At 75.5% G+C, this 18,118-nt stretch carries 16 protein-coding genes; 10 read left to right on the forward strand and 6 right to left on the reverse strand.

Annotated features, from left to right (window positions below):
• Nucleotides 1-46 precede the first annotated feature (46 nt).
• From IF43_RS35920 to IF43_RS0100335, 4 genes are all read right to left on the reverse strand, one after another.
• Nucleotides 47-2,908 (reverse strand): caspase family protein, encoded by a 2,862-nt coding sequence (locus IF43_RS35920; protein ID WP_037887070.1) that lies wholly within the window; start codon nt 2,906-2,908, stop codon nt 47-49.
• 4 nt (nt 2,909-2,912) lie between these two features.
• Nucleotides 2,913-3,257 (reverse strand): hypothetical protein, encoded by a 345-nt coding sequence (locus tag IF43_RS0100325; protein WP_030192437.1) that lies wholly within the window; start codon nt 3,255-3,257, stop codon nt 2,913-2,915.
• A 27-nt stretch (nt 3,258-3,284) separates the two neighbouring features.
• Nucleotides 3,285-3,989: a hypothetical protein gene (locus tag IF43_RS35925; protein WP_234331903.1), complete on the reverse strand. Its 705-nt coding sequence runs from the start codon at nt 3,987-3,989 to the stop codon at nt 3,285-3,287.
• 119 nt (nt 3,990-4,108) lie between these two features.
• Entirely contained in the window at nt 4,109-4,858 is a 750-nt protein-coding gene (locus IF43_RS0100335) for a flavodoxin family protein (protein ID WP_030192440.1), read from the reverse strand.
• A gap of 122 nt (nt 4,859-4,980) precedes the next feature.
• Here IF43_RS0100335 and IF43_RS0100340 point away from each other — a divergent pair, with 122 nt between their 5' ends.
• A complete protein-coding gene (locus IF43_RS0100340; RefSeq protein WP_030192443.1) occupies nt 4,981-5,646 on the forward strand; it encodes an MSMEG_1061 family FMN-dependent PPOX-type flavoprotein in 666 nt (221 codons plus the stop codon).
• 115 nt (nt 5,647-5,761) lie between these two features.
• Here IF43_RS0100340 and IF43_RS0100345 read toward each other — a convergent pair whose 3' ends face one another.
• Nucleotides 5,762-6,538, reverse strand: a complete 777-nt coding sequence (locus tag IF43_RS0100345) for a DeoR/GlpR family DNA-binding transcription regulator (RefSeq protein WP_234331904.1) — start codon at nt 6,536-6,538, stop codon at nt 5,762-5,764.
• Nucleotides 6,539-6,634: 96 nt separating this feature from the next.
• On the opposite strand from IF43_RS0100345, the gene galT reads away from it, so the two are divergent.
• The 4 genes from galT to IF43_RS0100365 all read left to right on the forward strand — a co-directional run bounded on the left by galT (nt 6,635) and on the right by IF43_RS0100365 (nt 10,241).
• On the forward strand, nt 6,635-7,666 hold the full coding sequence (gene galT / locus IF43_RS0100350; RefSeq protein ID WP_030192447.1) for a galactose-1-phosphate uridylyltransferase: 1,032 nt from the start codon (nt 6,635-6,637) through the stop codon (nt 7,664-7,666).
• Complete coding sequence (gene galK, locus IF43_RS0100355; RefSeq protein ID WP_078909816.1) at nt 7,663-8,892, forward strand: galactokinase; 1,230 nt, start codon at nt 7,663-7,665, stop codon at nt 8,890-8,892. The genes galT and galK overlap by 4 nt, the downstream gene beginning before the upstream one ends.
• 217 nt (nt 8,893-9,109) lie before the next feature.
• On the forward strand, nt 9,110-9,607 hold the full coding sequence (locus IF43_RS0100360; protein ID WP_030192452.1) for a hypothetical protein: 498 nt from the start codon (nt 9,110-9,112) through the stop codon (nt 9,605-9,607).
• Between the two features lie 289 nt (nt 9,608-9,896).
• Nucleotides 9,897-10,241 carry an SAV_915 family protein gene (locus tag IF43_RS0100365; RefSeq protein WP_051794444.1) on the forward strand — a complete coding sequence of 115 codons (345 nt, stop codon included), beginning with the start codon at nt 9,897-9,899 and terminating at the stop codon, nt 10,239-10,241.
• Nucleotides 10,242-10,437: 196 nt separating this feature from the next.
• Here the strand turns inward: IF43_RS0100365 and IF43_RS0100375 are convergent, their stop codons facing one another.
• Entirely contained in the window at nt 10,438-11,829 is a 1,392-nt protein-coding gene (locus IF43_RS0100375) for an NADP-dependent succinic semialdehyde dehydrogenase (RefSeq protein ID WP_030192456.1), read from the reverse strand.
• A gap of 294 nt (nt 11,830-12,123) precedes the next feature.
• Between IF43_RS0100375 and IF43_RS37705 the strand changes: the two genes are divergently transcribed.
• The 5 genes from IF43_RS37705 (at nt 12,124) to IF43_RS0100400 (ending at nt 18,118) form a co-directional block, all read left to right on the forward strand.
• The gene (locus IF43_RS37705; RefSeq protein ID WP_158939121.1) at nt 12,124-12,882 is read left to right on the forward strand and encodes an SH3 domain-containing protein; all 759 of its coding nucleotides are present in this window, start codon (nt 12,124-12,126) and stop codon (nt 12,880-12,882) included.
• Nucleotides 12,883-13,166: 284 nt separating this feature from the next.
• Nucleotides 13,167-16,004 (forward strand): S9 family peptidase, encoded by a 2,838-nt coding sequence (locus IF43_RS0100385; protein WP_107048364.1) that lies wholly within the window; start codon nt 13,167-13,169, stop codon nt 16,002-16,004.
• Between the two features lie 157 nt (nt 16,005-16,161).
• Complete coding sequence (locus tag IF43_RS0100390; protein WP_030192463.1) at nt 16,162-16,500, forward strand: hypothetical protein; 339 nt, start codon at nt 16,162-16,164, stop codon at nt 16,498-16,500.
• 216 nt (nt 16,501-16,716) lie between these two features.
• A complete protein-coding gene (locus tag IF43_RS41380) occupies nt 16,717-16,875 on the forward strand; it encodes a hypothetical protein (RefSeq protein WP_158939123.1) in 159 nt (52 codons plus the stop codon).
• Between the two features lie 4 nt (nt 16,876-16,879).
• Nucleotides 16,880-18,118 (forward strand): sensor histidine kinase, encoded by a 1,239-nt coding sequence (locus tag IF43_RS0100400; protein ID WP_037887073.1) that lies wholly within the window; start codon nt 16,880-16,882, stop codon nt 18,116-18,118.

Genomic DNA, 18,118 nt, shown 5'->3' on the forward strand with positions numbered 1-18,118 from the left:
CCGTCCGGTGCCCCACGTCCCCCGTCACCCGTTCCCGTCCGGGGCTTCACGCGCCGTCCCCCGTTCCGGTCCGGGCGACCTCGTCACGCAGCCGGGCGACGAGGTCGGTCTTCGTGTCCAGGCAGCTGCCGCCGCTCGCCTCGGCCACCGCCGCGTCCGGCCTGCCCGGGTCGCAGCCGCCGGCGTCCAGGGCGGCCATCACCACCGGGATCCGCTTCTCCCGCGCCGACCCGAGCAGGGCGTCCAGCCGCCCCGGCTGCGTGAGCCCGTCGTTGTCCTCGTCGTCGGTCAGGTAGACGATCAGCCGCGGGCGGCCCGCCCCGCGCCGCGCCATCGCGTCCAGGGCGTCGCGCAGGGCCCCGTACGGATCGGCCTCGGCGTCCCTGACGAGGGCGGCGCCGCGGACGGTCCGCTGGGCCGCCGCGCGCGGGTGCGTACCGAAGGGCAGCAGGTCGGTGTGGGAGGGACCACCACCCTGCCGGGTGGCCACCGACCAGACGCCGTACTCGTCGCCCCCGCCGAGCCCGGCGAGGGCCTGCGCCACGATGCCGGGCGCCCCGCCCGGACCCTCCCACAGGTCCCCCATGGAGCCGGACGAGTCGAGCAGGAACAGCACCCGGCCGGGCCCGTTGGCCTCGCGGTAGCCGGTCAGCGCGGCCGTCATGGCCGCCTCCCGGGCCCGCGGCGCCGGCTCCCCGGGGTCGTTCAGCGCCCCGAACCCGTTGAACCCCTGCCCGGAGCCGGGATCGAGGGGCAGCCGCCTGCCGGAACCGCTGCGGAAGCCGTCCTTCCCGAACTCGGCGAGCCCGTCCCGGACCGCCGGCGCCGAGGCGGTGCCGCTGCCCGTCCCGTACGTCGCCGGGGTGCCCGAGGCCCCCGCCCCGCCGGTCAGCCAGTCGTGGAACCGGGCCACGGCCGCGTCCCGCGCCGGCCCGTCCAGGTCCGCGTCGCGCCAGCGCACGCGCACGAACACCGGCTCCAGTCCGGGCACGTCCTCGGGGTACTCGGCCATCCGCGCGGCCCGGGTCGTGGAGTGGCAGCCCACGCCCGTCCTCAGCAGGAACTCCGGCACCAGGGCGGCGGTGCGGTCGTCCACGGCGTCGTCATCCGGCAGCGCGCACAGCAGGTCGGCGGCGGTGCGCGCGGGCGGCCCGGGCTGCGCCACACCGCGTTCGGCGCCGGCCGGGTCCTGGAGCTTCGGACCGTACAGGCCGACCGTCGCCAGCAGCGCGGAGTCGGTGGTCTCCGGGTCGGAGCGGCGCACCCCGGCCCGCCGTTCGCGCGTGCGGAGGGCCTCGGTCAGGTCGGCCAGTCGCCCCACCCGCCCCTCGAGCCGCGCGGCGGCCAGGTCCTGCGGTACGGCCAGGACGACGGGCGAGTACGCGAACGGCTCCGGGTCGGCCTCCAGTTCGACGTAGGACCGTCCGGTGGGGGCGGGCCGGGCCCGGTCCACGCTCGCGCGCGTGGCCGGGATCCAGATGTCCGGCTGGGGGCCCACGTCGCGCTGCGGGTTGTCCTCGCCCACCGGCCGCTGCCACGGGTCGGACTGGCGGGCGAACGCCGTCACCGCGGCGGCGGCCCCGGCGCTGTAGACGGTGATGCCGCTGCGCCGGCAGCCCTCGTCCGTGCTGTTCGCGGGGGAGGCGAGGTAGGCCTCGGCGGCCCTGCGGACGGTCGGCTCGAGGTCCGGGTCGGTGAGCAGCCGGAGCTCGAGCGCCGGGCCGCAGTGCGGCCGGTCCCCGTCGCTGGTGAGGGCCAGTCCGGCGGCGGCCATCCCGGCGAGCGCGGCGGGGACCCCGACGACGGCCGCCAGCCGGCGCCCGGTCAGGGGCGCGAGCCGGGCCAGGGCGCGGGCGCGCCACCGGCCGCCGGCCGATGCGGCACCGGGGCCGGCCGCCGACGTACCGTGGCCGGCCGCCGACGTACCGGGGCCGGCCGCCGCCGCGCCCGGGCGGGTCGACACGGCCGGGGCACCGGGCGCCTTCGCGCGGCCCGTCCGCGGGGCCGGTGGCCGTCGGGCGGCGAGCAGCACGTCGGCGCCCGAGGTGGCGGCCCGGCCCTGCGGCTCCCACGGCTCGGGCGGCTCGCGCAGGGTGGTGTGGTGCGCGGTCATGTGGGCCCTGAGCCCGTCCGCCAGACCGGCGAAGCCGACCTCGGCGCTCCCGGCGCCACCCTCGTCCGGGTCCCGCCCGTCTGCGGGCCCGCTCGCTGCGGCCCCCTCGCCCGCGTCCCGCCCGCCGCCCGGGGCTCCGCCCGCAGCGGACCCCGCCACCGGGCCCGGACCGCCGCCGTCGGGTAACCCCTCGCGCAGCAGCCGTACGAGCTGCGCCGTGAACGGCGTGGCGGAGCGGCCGTCGCCGGCGTCCACGCGGTTGTTGGCCTGGACGCCCATCAGCAGTGAGGTGCGCTGCCGCTGGGCGGCGCCGAGCCCGTCCCAGGCCGCCGAGGCGTTGCCGGCGTAACAGCAGTCGAGGATGACGACCACCTGCTCGGCCCGCGAGCCGGCCAGCACGGCCAGCACGCTCCTCCAGGGCGCGGCGCCGCGGAACACCGACTCGGCACCCGGCACGATCGTCGCCCGCCGCATCAGCAGCCAGAGCTCGTCGCCGGTGCTCGGTACGGCGCCGTGGCCGGAGAAGTAGAGCAGCAGCAGGCCCTCGGCCGCGTCGACCGCGGTGTCCAGCTGCCGGTCGAACTCGTCCACCGTGCGCGGCCGGGAGACGATGATCTCGTCCTCCGCGAACACCCCGCCCTCGCGCAGGGCCTGCTCCAGCCCGTCCAGGTTGTGCTCGACGCCCGGGAGGTCGCCAGGGACCCCGACGGGGTGGTCGGGCAGCGTGAAGTCGTACTTCGGGACACCGACGAGCAGCGCCCGGTTCACCTTGCCGCGCGGGTCGAAGCGCGCCACCGGACTATCTCCCGTCGTCGGCCGGCTCGACCTCGACCTCGGGTGGCTCGCCGCGCTCGACCGCACGGCGGTTCTCCCGCCACGCCCGCACGCCGCTCTTCACCTGTTCGTAGACCTCGTCGAACAGCTTGGGAGCGGCGGCCCCGACCAGCACCAGGACGATGTCCGTCCCGGTCCCCATCGGGTGGGCCGACCCGTCCTCCGCGCCGGTGCGCTCCTGGATCTCCAGCGTCCCGCCGGCCGTGAGCGCCGCCAGCTTCTGCTCCCGCTCGAGCCACGCCTTCAGCGCCCCGACGTCGCTCTCGCTCGCGCCCCGGACCAGGCGCACCCGGACAGCCGTGTTCGTCAAAGTCTCCCCCTCTGACTCAACTCCCCATCATGGCACGGAGCTTGTGCTTGGGGGACCCGTCCGGGAATCCGGGACCGGGTACGGTCCGCACACGTGCGCCCGCGGGCGCCTCCCGCCGCACCCGACCGCCCCGCCCCGCGGCCCGCTACGACCCCCGCCGTTCCAGCACCCGCTGTTCGGCCTCCTCCACCTCGAAGCGCGCCGCCGGATCGTCGCCCGCGCGCCGTACGGACCCCGTACCAGGGCGAGGTAGAAGAGGGCCGGGGCGCACGGGGTCCAGCTCTCGGCGGGCTGGTCGGCGAGGAAGCCGAGCACGGAGTCGGGGTCGGCCGGCACGAAGGCGAACCGGTCGTGCTCCCACTTGTCGCCCACCCCGCGCGTCCAGCGCAGCCGCAGGGCCGCCTCGTCCAGATCCGGGAGCACGGCGCGGAAGAACGCCGCCCACTGGTTGTTGCGCAGGTCGAGGCCGAAGCCGAGGAGCTCCAGGTCGAGGGCGTCGGAGCGGTGCACCGCGAGCTCTTCGTACAGGGCGCGGCGGGCGACCGCGTACAGGCTGATCGGGCCGCCGTCGGCCGGCAGGTCGTGGTCGCGGGTCAGCCCCTCGTTCGCCGACGAGTTCCAGCGGGACCGGTTGGGGCCCACGACCGCGGCGCTGCGGTGCGAGAACAGCATCTCGGTCTGGAGGGCGACGGACACCTGCGCCGCCCCGGGAACCTGGGTCCTCGAGGTCACGGCCGACCACCCCGCCGCCCGCTGCCGCGAGGTCGTCACCGCCCTCGCCCCCTGACGCCTGCGCGCCGCGGCGGTCCTCAGCGGTGCTCGGGTCCGGGGCGTCGTAGCGGCAGCCGGCGTCAGCGGTGCTCGGGGTTCGGGGCGTCGTAGCGGCAGCCGGCGTCCCATTCGGAGCGCCGGTTGCCGTGGGCGGGAAAGCCGCCGGAGCGCTTCAGCAGGGCGGCCATGTGCATGAGGTTCCACGTCATGAACGTCGTGTTGCGGTTGGTGAAGTCGTTCTCCGGACCGCCCGAGCCCGGGTCCAGGTACGAGGGCCCGGGCCCGGCGGGGCCGACCCAGCCGGCGTCCGCCTGCGGCGGCACGGTGTAGCCGAGGTGCTGGAGGCTGTAGAGGACGTTCATGGCGCAGTGCTTCACCCCGTCCTCGTTGCCGGTGATGAGACAGCCGCCGGCCCGCCCGTAGTAGGCGTACTGGCCCTGCTCGTTGAGCAGGCTGGAGCAGCTGTACAGGCGCTCGACGACCCGCTTCATGACCGAGCTGTTGTCGCCGAGCCAGATCGGTCCGCACAGGACCAGGATGTCCGCGTCCATCACCCGCGAGTACAGCACCGGCCAGAGGTCCGAGGCGGCGCCGTGCTCGGTCATGTCCGGGTAGACGCCCGGGGCCAGGTCGTGGTCCACGGCGCGGATCACGTCGGTGGCGACGCCGCGGTCGGCCATGATGGCGCGGCTCTTGTCGATCAGGCCCTGGGTGTTGCTGACCTCGGGCGAGGGCTTCAGCGTGCAGTTGACGAACAGCGCCCGCAGGTCGTCGAAACGGTACGCGTCAGCGGCGGCGGCACTCGTGGCGGCACTCGTGGCGGCGGTCATGGCGCCCACCCTTGCGGGTGCCCGCCCTTGGCCCCCTGCGCCCCGCTGGGGCACCCGCCGCACGACACCCGATCAGCGGCCGCAAGATCCTCCGACCGCCGGATCGGCTAGATTGGCGCCACGTGACGACGCTGCCGCGGCCGACCGGCCGCATATTCGACGCCCTGGAGTCCACCGCCGTGCGCGACACGGCCGAACTGCGCGACCTGTACGAGGCCCCCAGCGAGCTGGTACGGCGCAAGGAGGTGGACCAGATCCACGAGGTCGCCCGCGCGTTCATCGGACGTTCCTCGCTCGTGTTCATCGCCACCGCCGGCGCCGACGGCCGCTGCGACGTGACACCGCGCGGCGGGCCGGCCGGTTTCGTGTCCGTCCTGGACGAGCACACCCTCGTGATCCCGGACGCCACCGGCAACAAGCGGCTGGACACGGGGCACAACGTCGTGGAGACCGGCCGGGCCGGGCTGATCTTCATCGTGCCCGGCCGGGCCGCCACCCTCCGCGTCAACGGCCGGGCCTGCGTCAGCGCCGACCCGCGCCTGCTGCAGCAGCTCACCCCGGTGGGCAAGCCGCCCCGCAGCGCGATCGTCGTCGAGGTGGAGGAGGCCTACCAGCACTGCCCCAAGGCCTTCCTGCGCAGCGGGGCCTGGAAGCCCGAGGAGTGGCTCGCGGAGGACGCCGTGCCCAGTTCCGCCGAGATCACCCTCGCCCACCTCGACCTGCCGGGGCTGACGCTCGACCAGGTCCGCGAGCACGAGCGCGAGTCCCTCCTGCACCGCTACGAGTGAGGCGTCCGTCCCCCGCCGTCCGCTCCACGTCGACACCGGTGCCGGTCGAGTAGGGAGCGGTCCGCCGGTACCGGTGCCGGTCGAGTAGGGAGCGGTCCGCCCCCGAGCGCCCCCGTCAGGCTCCCGGCGCGGGACGGGCCACCAGGAGTTCGCCCACCGCGTCCGACAGCACCGCCCGGGCCGGTTCCGGCAGGCCGGCGTCGGTGACGAAGAGGTCGACCCGCTTCAGCGCGGCGAACCCGCTCAGCCCCACCACGCCCCACTTGGTGTGGTCGGCGACCACCGCCACCCGCCGGGCGGCGGCGATCAGCGCCCGGTTGGTCTGCGCCTCGGCCAGGTTGGGGGTGGTGAGCCCGGCGTGCTCGTCGACCCCGTGCGCCCCCAGCACCAGCAGGTCCACGTGGAGCGAGCCCAGCACCAGGTCGGCCAGCGGGCCGACGAGCGCGGCGGACGGCGTGGGGGAGCCACCGGTGAGCAGCAGGGTCGGCGCCCCGTCGGGGCCGTGCTCCCGGGCGGCGGCCCGTACCAGGTCGGCCACCGGCAGGGAGTTGGTCACCAGGGTCAGGCGCGGCACGGCCAGCAGTCGGGCAGCCACCGCGTGTGCGGTGGTGCCGGCCGAGACGGCGACCACGCTGCCCGGCTCGACGAGCCCGGCGGCGATGTCGGCGATGGCGGCCTTCGCGGCGGCCTCCCGGTCGGACTTGGCGTCGAAGCCGGGCTCCTCGCCCCGGGCCGCGCCGACGGCGACGGCTCCGCCGTACACCTTCTCCAGGGCGCCCTGGGCGGCCAGGGCGTCCAGGTCTCGGCGGATCGTCATGTCCGAGACGCCGAGTCGACCGACGAGCTCGGCGACGCGTACGGCGCCGTCGCGCCGGACGGCTTCGAGGATCAACGCACGTCTCTGCGGGGCCAGTTGCACCTCGACAACTTAGCACGCGGGTTCGGTCGGTTCTGTTGATTCATGATGGATCCTGTTTACTGTTGGTGGGTGCAGAAGACGATCGCGAAGCTCGCGGACGGCCGCGAGCTGCTCTACTTCGACCGTGACGGCAGCCCGCCGCGTGCGGACGTGCCCGACCCGCGCCCCCTCGACCCGGTCGGGAGCCGCCCCGAACTCCGCCTCGACGCGGCCACCGGCGACTGGGTCGCCGTCGCCGCCCACCGCCAGGACCGCACCCACCGCCCGCCCGCCGACGCCTGCCCCCTCTGTCCTTCCCGGGACGGGAGGCCGACCGAGATCCCGGCCGCCGACTACGAGGTGGCCGTCTTCGAGAACCGCTTCCCGTCCCTCGCCGGCGCGGCCGGCCGCTGCGAGGTGGTCTGCTTCACCCCCGACCACGACGCCGGGTTCGCCGACCTCACCGCCGAGCGGGCCCGGCTGGTGCTGGACGCCTGGACCGAGCGGACCGCCGCTCTCTCGGCCCGGCCCGGCACCGCCCAGGTGTACGTGTTCGAGAACCGCGGCGCCGAGATCGGCGTGACCCTCGCCCACCCGCACGGGCAGATCTACGCCCTGCCGTACGTCCCGCCGCGCACCGCCAAGATGACGGCCGCCGCGGCGGCGCACCGGGCCGCCACCGGCCGGAACCTCTTCGAGGACCTCCTCGCCGAGGCCCGGGGCGCCCGCGAGCGGCTGGTGGCCGCGGGCGAGCACTGGACCGCCTTCGTGCCCTACGCCGCCCGCTGGCCCTACGAGGTCCACCTCCACCCGCACCGGCGGGTGCCGGACCTGACCGCGCTGACCGAGGCCGAACGGGCCGAGTTCCCGCGTCTGTACCTCGACCTGCTGCGCCGCTTCGACCGGCTCTTCGGACTCGCCGAACCGACCCCGTACGTCTCCGCCTGGCACCAGGCGCCCGTCCGGGGCGGTGGCGAACTGGCCCTGCACCTGGAACTGTTCACCGTCCGCCGGGCCGCCGGGAAGCTGAAGTACCTGGCGGGCACCGAGGCGGGCATGGAGGCCTTCATGAACGACGTGGCACCCGAGACGGCCGCCCGCCGGCTGCGGGAGGCGCTGTGACGGCCGCACCGCGGCACGGCGTGTCGAAGGGGCCGGTGGGCGGTGCGGTGGGTCGTCGGGAAGGCGGTCGGACGGACGGCGGCGCGGCCGCCGTCGTCGGGGCGTTCGCCGACCGGTACGGGGAGCGGCCCGACGGGGTCTGGGCGGCCCCCGGCCGGGTCAACCTGATCGGCGAGCACACCGACTACAACGACGGCTTCTGCCTGCCGATGGCCCTGCCGGTGGCCGCCCGCGTCGCCGCCCGCCGCCGCCCCGACGGCCTGCTGCGCCTGCACAGCGCCCAGGCGGGCGGCGCCGGCACCGAACTCGGCACGGCCGCACTCGCCCCCGGGACCGTGCCGGGCTGGGCCCGCTACCCGGCCGGTGTCGTCTGGGCCCTGAAAGAGGCGGGCCATCGCGTCGGAGGCGCCGACGTGTACGTCGACAGCACTGTCCCGACCGGAGCCGGCCTGTCCTCCTCCGCCGCCCTGTCCTGCGCGGTCGCCGCGGCCTACGACGGGCTGTACGGACTGGACCTGCCCGGCCCGGAGACGGCGCGGCTCGCGCAGCGGGCCGAGCACGTCTTCGCCGGCGTGCCCTGCGGGATCATGGACCAGATGGCCTCGGTCTGCGCCACCCCGGGCGCGGCCCTCCACCTCGACACCCGCACCCTCGTCCATCGACCGGTCCCCTTCGACCCGACCGTGCACGGACTGGGCCTGCTGGTCCTCGACACCCGCGTCGCCCACGACCTCGCCGACGGTGCGTACGCGGCCCTGCGGGCAGGCTGCGAACGCGCCGCCGCCCTGCTGGGCCTGCCCGCCCTGCGCGACCTCCCGGCGGCTGGCCTGCCGGCCGCCCTGACCCGGCTGCCGCCCGAACTCGCCCCGCTGGTGCGACACGTGGTCACCGAGAACGCCCGGGTCGCCGAGGCCGTCGCCCTCCTCGACGCGGGGGACGTCCCGGCCCTGGGGCCCGTCCTGACCGCCGGGCACGCCTCGCTGCGCGACGACTACCGGGTGTCCTGCGCGGAAACGGACCTCGCCGTCGACACCGCGCTGGCGGCGGGCGCGCTCGGGGCCCGTATGACCGGCGGCGGCTTCGGCGGCTGCGTCATCGCCCTCGTCCCCGCCGACCGGTCCACCGCGGTCACCGCAGCGGTCACCACCGCCTTCCGCGCCGCCGGCCACGCCCCGCCCGCCGTCCTCCCGGGCGATCCGTCGGCGGGGGCCCGCCGGGTGTGGTGAGGGGCGGTGCGGGGGTGCTTGGGCCGGGCGGTGCGGCCAGGTGCGGTGCGGCGGGGCGAGCTCCGCCTGGTTTTGGTCCGACCGGCTGGATGTGCCGGTGGTTCGTGCCGGGGTGCTCCGTGCGGCGGCGGAGGCGAGGTTATGAAAGGAATCGAACGGAATCGGATGGAAGTTCGCTGTCCGGCCATTTCCGAACATCTACCCCAGGAGTCGCACGATGCGCCCCATCAGAGCGGCCTGCCTCGGCACGGCCACGCTGGTCACCCTCCTCACCTGCACGCCCGTCGCGGCCGCCGCGACGGACACCGGTTCCGCCCAGGTCAGGGGCAAAGCGCGGATCATCACAGTCCAGGCCGAGGTGCAGCAGCTGACCCGCTTCCCCGTCACCCCCGGCAGCGTCACGCAGGGCGATTGGGTCGTCGTCCGCTCGGACCTCTTCGACGAGGCGCACAACAAGGTCGGCGAGACCCACGGCACCTGCACCACCACCCGGGGCGGCGCCGATGAAGCGGAGCAGTGCGTCGTGACCTACACCCTCCCGGGCGGCCAGCTCACCGTGCAGGGGATGTACTTCAACTACCTCGACCAGGGTCCCTTCGACAACGCGATCACCGGTGGCACCGGGAAGTACGAGAAGGCGCGCGGCTCGGTCCACGCCGAGACGATCGCCACGACCCCCAAGGTCGTGAGGCGCTTCACGATCCGCCTCGTCTGACGGACCCGACGTCCACCGGACTCCGGAATCCGGCCTGCTTCCCTCGCGTCGCGGCATCGGAGACGGTCGGAGTTGCGGTCGACCGCTGCGGGCCGCCCCGTGGTGCTGCGGACCCGGGTTCCGGGCGCCGGGTGTCAGGGGTCCGTACGGACGGGGGCAAGCGGCGTCAAGGTCGTGTCAGGGAGGCGTCCGGTGGCCCGGAGGCCGGGGATAGCGTCGTCGTACGCCCCGGAACGCCTCCCCGCCTCCGGGGCGGCAGTCCGCCCCGGTGGCGACCTCGGAGGGTCCCATGTGCCTGTTCCAGTACGACGACGAGTCCGAACCCGAGGAGCCGGTCCCGGCCGGATCCCTGATCGTGCCCGTCCGGCCGGGAGCGGAGGTGCTGGTCCGCATGTTCCGCACCCCGCTGGGCGCCCGAACCGCCGTCGGCTTCACCAGCCCCGAACGGCTGGCCGCCGTACTCGGCCCGCACCACCCCTGGATCCGACTGTCCGAGTCCGTGCTGCGCGCACTCGCCGAGCCCCTCGGCGCGGCGGCGCTCACCGTCGACCCCACCCTCACCGCCCCCGCCGTCCGCACCGCCCCGGTGCCCGCCCCCTGCCGGGACGCGGGACCCGCTCTCCGGACGGCCTGAGGGACCCCTTGTGACCACCACCGTGGACCTCGAAGCCGGCGTTCCGGCGCCCGCCGACGACCTCTCCGTCCGGCCCGCCTCCACCACTCGGCTCCCGCGCCGCGAACGTCCGGACGGCTGAACCGCAGGCCGCGACGGCCGGGCCACGCGGTTCGCGGGTGGACGCCCGGCACGGAGCGCCCGGCACGGCCCGGGGTCAGTCGGCCCGCCAGACCGTCGTCACGTTGCAGAACTCGCGGATCCCGTGCCCGGACAGCTCCCGTCCGTAGCCCGAGCGCTTCACCCCGCCGAAGGGCAGCGCGGGGTGGGAGGCGGTCATGCCGTTGACGTACACGCCGCCGGCCTGGAGGTCCCGTACGCAGCGGGCAACGTCGGAGTCCTCCCGGGTCCAGAGGTTGGAACTCAGCCCGAAGGGCGTGTGGTTGGCCCGCTCCACCGCCTCGTCGAGGCTGCCGACCCGGTAGAGCGTGGCCACCGGCCCGAACGTCTCCTCCTGGTCGACGCGCATCCGGTCGGTGACGCCGGCGAGCACCGTGGGCTCGTAGAACCAGCCCTGCTCCAGGCCCGGCGGCCGCCTTCCGCCGCACAGCACGGCCGCACCGTGCCGGACGGCGTCGTCGACCAGCTCCTCCAGGTCGGCCCGGCCCTGCTCGGTGGCCAGCGGCCCCACGTCGGTGCCGTCCACCATCGGGTCGCCGACCGTCAGCGCGGCCATGCCGGCACTGAACCGCTCGGCGAACTCGTCGTACACGTCCGCGTGCACGATGAACCGCTTGGCCGCGATGCACGACTGGCCGTTGTTCTGCACGCGCGCGGTCACCGCGGTCGCCGCCGCCCGCTCGACGTCGGCCGACGGCATCACGACGAACGGATCGCTGCCGCCGAGTTCCAGAACCGTCTTCTTGATCTCGTCCCCGGCCACCGCGGCCACCGCGCGCCCGGCCGGCTCGCTCCCCGTCAGGGTCGCCGCCGCGACCCGCCGGTCGCGCAGGACGCCCTCCACCGCGCCCGAGCCGATCAGCAGGGTCTGGAAGCAGCCGCGCGGATACCCGGCCCGCTCGAACAGCTCACCCAGGTACAAGGCCGTCTGGGGCACGTTCGACGCGTGCTTGAGCAGCCCCACGTTGCCCGCCATCAGGGCGGGCGCGGCGAACCGGATCACCTGCCAGAGCGGGAAGTTCCACGGCATCACCGCGAGGACCACCCCGAGGGGCCGGTAGTGCGCCCGGACCGTCGTCGCCCCGCTGTCGCGGACGTCCGCCTCCGCGGGCCGCTCGTCCGCCAGCAGTTCCTCGGCGTGCGCGGCGTACCAGCGCATCGCCTTCGCGCACTTGGCCGCCTCCGCCCGGGCGGCGGCCAGCGGTTTGCCCATCTCGGTCGTCATCAGCTGTGCGACGGCCTCCAGGTCCGCGTCCAGGACCTCGGCCGCCCGGTTCAGCAGCGCGGACCGCTCGGCGAAGCCGGTCGTGCGGTACGTCGCGAACGTCGCGGCGGCCTCGGCCAGGCAGCGTTCGATCCCGGCCGCGTCGAGGGCCTCGAAGGTGCGCAGCGTCTCACCCGTCGCGGGGTTCACGGTGGCAATGGGCATGGTCGCCTCCTCCTCGGGCGGCGGCCGCGGTGGCACGACGCGCCTCGCCCCCTCGACCCTGCCCGCTGCGGCACGGGCCCGCAACGCGGTGCCTCCGGGCGGCCGAGACCCGTCCCACCGCAGGGCGTAGGACCAGGGGAGGGGCGGGTACGGCGGCCGGGTGAGCCGGGTCGCGTCATGATCGGGCACGTGGCACCATGCCCCGTCTGCTGGTGGCGGCCCCTGGCCGCCGGCGGATCGCGCGCAGCGGTCCGGTCCGGCTCCGTCCCACCTTCCCGTGCGGAGGAAACCACCTTGCCTGCTTCCCGCTGCGTGCCCGCGGCCCTCGTCGTGGCTGCCGTCACCGCCTCCTGTCTGATGCCGGGCGTACCGGCCTTCGCCGACTCCCAGGGCGGTCTGCGGCTCTCCCAGCCGTACGTGCCGTCCATCGCCCCCGGCCGCAGCGGGGCCGTGGAGATCCTGGCGGTCGCCTCCGCAGAGTCCCCCGGTGCCGGCTCCATCCGGATCACGGCGCCGGAGCACACCACCTTCCCCGAGGCCGGCTTCCGCTGGAACGGGCAGCGCGGCAGCATGCCGTGCGACCGGTCGGCGGACGCCCGCCGGCTCGTCTGCGGGGCCGGCACCCGGGCGGGCTTCGTCTTCCCGGAGGACGAGCAGGTCCGGATGGCGGTGACCGTCCGGGTGGACGCGGACGCACCCGAGGGCACCACGCTCGGCGGCGGCGAGTGGGCCGCGGGCCGGGACGCGACGCTCTACGCGGTCGCCACTCCGGTCACCGGCCCCAAGGGCGAGCGTGGCGAGGGCAAGGACGGCCCGAAGGGCAAGCTCCAGGCCCGCGTGGTGGGGACCGACCGGCTCAACGTCCGCTCCGGCCCCGGCACCCGGTACGGCAAGACGGCCGTCGTCAAGGGCGGTGCCGTCGTCGGCGTCCTGTGCAAGGTGAACGGCGAGACCGTGGGCGGCAACGCCGTCTGGTACGAACTCGCCGACGGTCGCGGCTGGATCGCCGCCCGCTACGCGGAGAACGTGAACAAGGTCCCGTACTGCGCCTGACCCCGCGTCACACCTCCGAAGGCCCCGCGGCCCACCGGCCGCGGGGCCTTCCCCGTGCCGCGGCGCGGCCCGGCGCCCGTACGCGCCCCCCCGCACGCCCGACGGCCGGATCGCCGGTCCTCCCCGCCGGCCGACATGGGCATGTGTCCCGAATTGCCGTGTAAATCCATCAGGTTGTCGGCCAAACCGCGCCCGACCAGGCAACCTCGGCACCCCCGCCGCCGTCCTCCCGGGTCGAGGGGGGCCGCGGAGCAGACCGCCGGGGCGCCCCGCCACGACCGAGGATGAGGAAGAGCACTTTGATACGTGTCACACGCGTGGTGACCGCGGCCGCGGCGGTCGTCGCCCTGGCCGCGGCGACGCCGGGCCTGGCGCACGCGCTGCCGGCCGCCGGGTCCGCCCCCGCGGCCACGGGGGGAAGCACCGACGGACACCTGCCCGCGGGCTGGGAGTTCACCGGCGCCGGTGACGGCCGCCAGCTGGTGTGGACCTCGCGCGAGCGGGTCCCCATGGGCGACGCCCGGGTCGAGTTCTACGCCGGCGACCGGCTCGTCGGCCGCCCCGCCGCCGATCCGGACGGCCGTACCTTCCGCCTCCGCCTCGACGGCGCCCGCGTCGGCGACCCGGCCGGCCTGCGGGTGCTGGCCGGCGGCCGCCGCCTCGACGCCGCCGCGCCGGTGCCCGGCGGCCAGTCCCAGTCCCAGTCCCTGCCCGGCCTCGAGGCCGCGGCCCGGGCGGAGCGCCTGCCGGCCAACCCGGTCGACCCGGGCGTGCCCGGCCACTACCGCACCGCCAAGGGCGAGTACACCCTCCCCGGTGTCCGCCTCCCCGGGTTCAAGGCCCCGGTCGAGATGCGCGGCGTCGTGGTCGGCCCGGTCGACGCCCCCGGCAAGCGGCCCGTCGCGCTGTTCCTGCACGGCCGCCACGGCACCTGCTACAAGCCCGGCGGCGGTGAGGACGACGTCACCGGCGACTGGCCCTGCAAGCCCGGCACCCTCCCGATCCCGAGCCACCTGGGCTACCTCAAGGACCAGCAGCTCCTGGCCTCCCAGGGCTACGTGACGGTCTCCATCTCCGCCAACGGCATCAACGGCCAGGACTGGGCGGCCGAGGACGGCGGCGCCCAGGCCCGCTCCTCCCTCGTCCGGCTGCACCTGGCCCGCTGGGCCGACTGGGCCGCCAAGCGGTCCACCGCCCCCGCCGCCGTTCGCGCCACCGACCCCGCCGACCTCTCGCGCGTCATGCTCGTCGGCCACTCCCGGGGCGGCGAGGGCGTCAACCGCGCCGCCATGGACAGCCTGTACACGGCGCCCGCCGACCAGGACGGCTACCACGGCAAGGTCCGCTGGACCATCCGCGGCAACGTCCTCATCGGCCCCACCATCTTCGGCCAGAACCCCGTTCCGGACGTGCCGTCGATGACGATCCTGCCGGGCTGCGACGGCGACGTCTCCGACCTCCAGGGCCAGATCGTGGCGGACGGCACGCGCGGCATCAGCCGCGGCGCCGCGCTGCACAGCTCCGTCTACGTGGTCGGCGCCAACCACAACTTCTTCAACAGCGAGTGGACCCCGGGCCTGGCCAAGGCCCCGGCCCAGGACGACTTCTTCTCCGACCAGGGCGCCGTCGACCCCGTCTGCTCGCCCGGCAAGAAGACCCGCCTGACCGCCGCGCAGCAGCACACCGCCGGCGCGTCCTACATCGCCGCCGCCGCCCGCCTGTTCGTGGCCGGCGACGACAAGGTCCGCCCGCTCCTCGACGGCACCGGCCGCCGCGCTCCCTCGGCCGGCCCGGCCCGCGTGCTCACCAGCGCCGTCGGCGGCAACCGGAGCCCGTTCGTCGTGCCCGGCCCGGACCGCACCACCGTCTCCGGCACCGGCGTCCGGCTGTGCGGCCAGACCGACCCGAACGCGTCCCGCGCCTGCCTGCGCCGCGACAAGCCCGGCCAGTCCCCGCACTTCGCCGGCTGGGAGGCCGGTCCGGAGCCGGAGCGCCAGGCCGTCGCGCTGAAGTGGACGGCGCCCGGCGCCGCCGCGACCGTACGCCCGTCCCGACCGGCCTCCCTCGCCACCGCCGAGGACCTCGCGCTGCGGCTCTTCGTCCCGCCGAACACCTCCGGCACCCAGCTCGACGTCGCCGTCACCGACGCCGCGGGCAAGCGCGCCGACCTGGGTCGGATCACGGTCGACGGCCTGCCCGGCTCGGACCGCACCGCCTCCTACTGGGCCAAGGAGGTGCGCGTCCCGATGACCGCCGCGAAGCGCGCCGGCCTCGACCTCAAGAACGTCGCCTCCCTCCGCCTGACCCCGCGCAGCCGCGCCGGCCAGGTCTGGCTGATGGACGCCTGGGGCTGGCGCCCCGGCACCCCGCAGGTCCTCCCGGCCCAGCTGCCGCGGGTGGACGTCGGCCGGCTGACGGTCAAGGAGGGCGACTCGGGCGTGCGGACGTACCGCATGCCCGTGACGGTCACCGGTCCGGCCCGCAGCGCCGGCCTGGTCCGCTACTACGTCCCCACGGCCGACAACGGCGGGTTCACCGGCAAGACCGTGGCCGTGCGCCCGGGCACCCGGACCATCGACGTCAAGGTCGAGGTGCGCGGCAACGACCGCTGGGGCCACGGTTTCTCCCGCGACATGGTGGTCAAGGCCCTCAGCGGCGCGGTCGTCGGCTCCCACCGGGGCGGCGTGACGGCGGAGAACGACGACCCGATGCCGACCGTGAAGGTCACCCCCGTGGCCGACAAGGTCACCGAGGGCAAGGCGCTGACCTGGCGCGTGACCCTCTCCGAGGCGGCCGACGAGCAGATCTACAGCCAGTTCGACCTGCTGCCGGTCACCCGGGGCGCCGAACTGTCCACCATGGACGTGGACAAGGCGTGGCTGAAGGGCATCTGGGGCGACGTGCGGTCCCCGGAGCGCCCGCTGTCGAAGGTCGTCGAGGGCGCGTCCGTCCCCGTCGAGATCCTGCCGGGCAAGATGTCCGTCGACATCACGATCCCCACGGCCAAGGACGGCAAGGCCGAGTCGGCCGAGCTCGTCCGCGGTCGGCTGGCCTGGTACGACGAGAACTGGCAGCCGCACTACGCACCGACCGTCACCGGCACGGTCCGCGACGCCTCCTGAGGCGCGCCGACCGGTAGGACACCTGGTGCCGGGCCCCGCGCGAGCGGGTGCCCGGCACCTGTCGTTCCCGGCGAGGCCACCCTGCGGTAGAGTCACGCGACGTGATCAACGATACGAAAATCGTGACGCCGCGTCACGGTGCGGGCGGGGCCGGTCGATGACGGTCCTGATCGTGGACGCCGCCAACGTGATCGGCTCCGTGCCCGACGGCTGGTGGCGCGACCGGCGGGGCGCCGCGGAGCGGCTGCGCGACCGGCTCGCCGCCCGGGAGGGCGACGAGGAGGTCGTCCTGGTCGTCGAGGGCGCCGCCCGGGGGGTCGCCTCCGTGCCCGGCGTGCGCGTCGAGTCCGCCCCGGGCAGCGGGGACGACCGCATCGTCGAGCTGGTCGCCGAACTGGCCGGCCGGCCCTGCGTCGTCGTCACCGCCGACCGCGAACTGCGCGAACGGGTTCGGGCGTACGGGGCGGAGTGCGCGGGGCCCCGCTCCGTACGCTGACCGGTCCCGGTCCCGGTCCCGGACCCACCCCCACCCCCACCCCCACCCGGTCCTGTTCCGGTCCCGTTCCGGTGCCGTTCCGTCCTCCGACCGACCCCGGTCCCGCGCCGTCCGCGGCGTGCCGTCGGTCCGACCGCCGACCGTGACATTCGTACTGCCCGGGACCGTACATGCGGCTCTGCCGCCCGCCCTGTCACCGACCGTAGCGTTCATGTCATGACGCAGACCACCGACCCGGACCCCGACCCCGGCACCGCGGTCCACCTCGCGGGAGCCGTGAAGTCCTGCGGCCCCCTACGCGCGGTGGCCGGCCGGACCCTGCTGTTCGGGACCTACGCGGTGCTCTCGTACCGTCGGTCGTCGAGGAAGGTGTGACGGAATGAAGACCAAGTCGCGTCGAGAGGCCAAGGCCGAGCGGAAGGCGGACTGGGCGGCCCGCAAGGCCGAGTGGCGGGCCGCCGGCGAGCCCCGCGAGATCGGGCCGCCCAACGGCTTCGCCCTGCTGCCCTGGCTCCTGATGGGCATGGGCGCCATCTCCAACATCGTGCAGGGCAAGACCCCCGACCCGTGGATCGGCGTCCTGGGGCTGCTGGTCTTCAACTCGCTGTACGTCGGCGTGGTGTTCCGCGCCTTCGACAAGAAGGCCCGCGAGGCGGCCGCCACCCGCTGGGCGCTGGTCGTGATGGGCGCGGTCACCTGCGCCCTGGCCGTGGCCTACGGCGGCAACTGGCTGCTGTTCTTCCCGCTGTTGGGCCTGGCCACCGGCGCCGTGCTCCGCGGCCGGCAGCTCGCCCTCGCCGTCGGCGGGCTCAGCGTCCTGGCCGGGGCGATCAGCGCGTACCGGTCCGGGTGGGACGGCATGGGCATCGGCTACGGGACCTTCGTCTCCGGCATGGTGACCGCGGCCATCCTCGCCCTGTCCGAGACCGTCCGCGAACTGCGCGAGACCCGGCAGGAGCTGGCCCGCGCGGCGGTCGAGCAGGAGCGGCTGCGGTTCTCCCGCGACCTGCACGACCTGCTCGGCCACACCCTCTCCGTCATCGTGGTGAAGTCCGAGGCGGCCCGCCGCATCGCCCCGCGCGACCTCGACGCCGCCCTCGCCCAGGTCTGCGACATCGAGGCGGTCGGTCGGCAGGCCCTCGCCGAGATCCGCGAGGCCGTCACGGGCTACCGCGAAGGCAGCCTCGCCACCGAACTCGACCGGGCGCGCGACGTGCTCGCGGCGGCCGGCATCGAGCCCGTCGTGCGCCAGTCCGGCCCCCCGCTGCCGCCCGCGGCCGAGGCCCTGCTGGCCTGGGTGGTACGGGAGGGAGCCACCAACGCCGTTCGCCACAGCCGCGCCGCGACCTGCACGATCGAGGTCCGTACGAGCGGGGAGCGGACGGTCCTGATGATCACCGACGACGGGGTGGGCGTAGGCTCGGGCACACCGGGCAGCGGGCTCAGGGGCCTGACCGAGCGCCTCATGGCGGCCGGCGGCACCCTGACCAGCGGCCCGGGGCCGGCCGCAGCCGGCTTCCGGGTCACCGCCGAACTGCCGGCGGAGACCGACGCTGAGGCGGCACCGGGAGCCACCGGGCCGGAACCGGGGGAGCGCCGCCGCGCCGGGCGCCACTGA

The organism is Streptomyces sp. NRRL S-87 (assembly GCF_000719335.1).
Taxonomy (GTDB): domain Bacteria; phylum Actinomycetota; class Actinomycetes; order Streptomycetales; family Streptomycetaceae; genus Streptomyces.

What these genes read in the sequence shown, in the direction of transcription:
- IF43_RS0100335 (WP_030192440.1), bottom strand. Translation starts at nt 4,858, where the DNA reads ATGACCGCCGCCACGAGTGCCGCCACGAGTGCCGCCGCCGCTGACGCG.
- IF43_RS0100360 (WP_030192452.1), top strand. Translation starts at nt 9,110, where the DNA reads ATGCGCCCCATCAGAGCGGCCTGCCTCGGCACGGCCACGCTGGTCACC.
- IF43_RS0100365 (WP_051794444.1), top strand. Translation starts at nt 9,897, where the DNA reads ATGTGCCTGTTCCAGTACGACGACGAGTCCGAACCCGAGGAGCCGGTC.
- IF43_RS0100375 (WP_030192456.1), bottom strand. Translation starts at nt 11,829, where the DNA reads ATGCCCATTGCCACCGTGAACCCCGCGACGGGTGAGACGCTGCGCACC.
- IF43_RS0100385 (WP_107048364.1), top strand. Translation starts at nt 13,167, where the DNA reads ATGAGGAAGAGCACTTTGATACGTGTCACACGCGTGGTGACCGCGGCC.
- IF43_RS0100390 (WP_030192463.1), top strand. Translation starts at nt 16,162, where the DNA reads ATGACGGTCCTGATCGTGGACGCCGCCAACGTGATCGGCTCCGTGCCC.
- IF43_RS41380 (WP_158939123.1), top strand. Translation starts at nt 16,717, where the DNA reads ATGACGCAGACCACCGACCCGGACCCCGACCCCGGCACCGCGGTCCAC.
- IF43_RS0100400 (WP_037887073.1), top strand. Translation starts at nt 16,880, where the DNA reads ATGAAGACCAAGTCGCGTCGAGAGGCCAAGGCCGAGCGGAAGGCGGAC.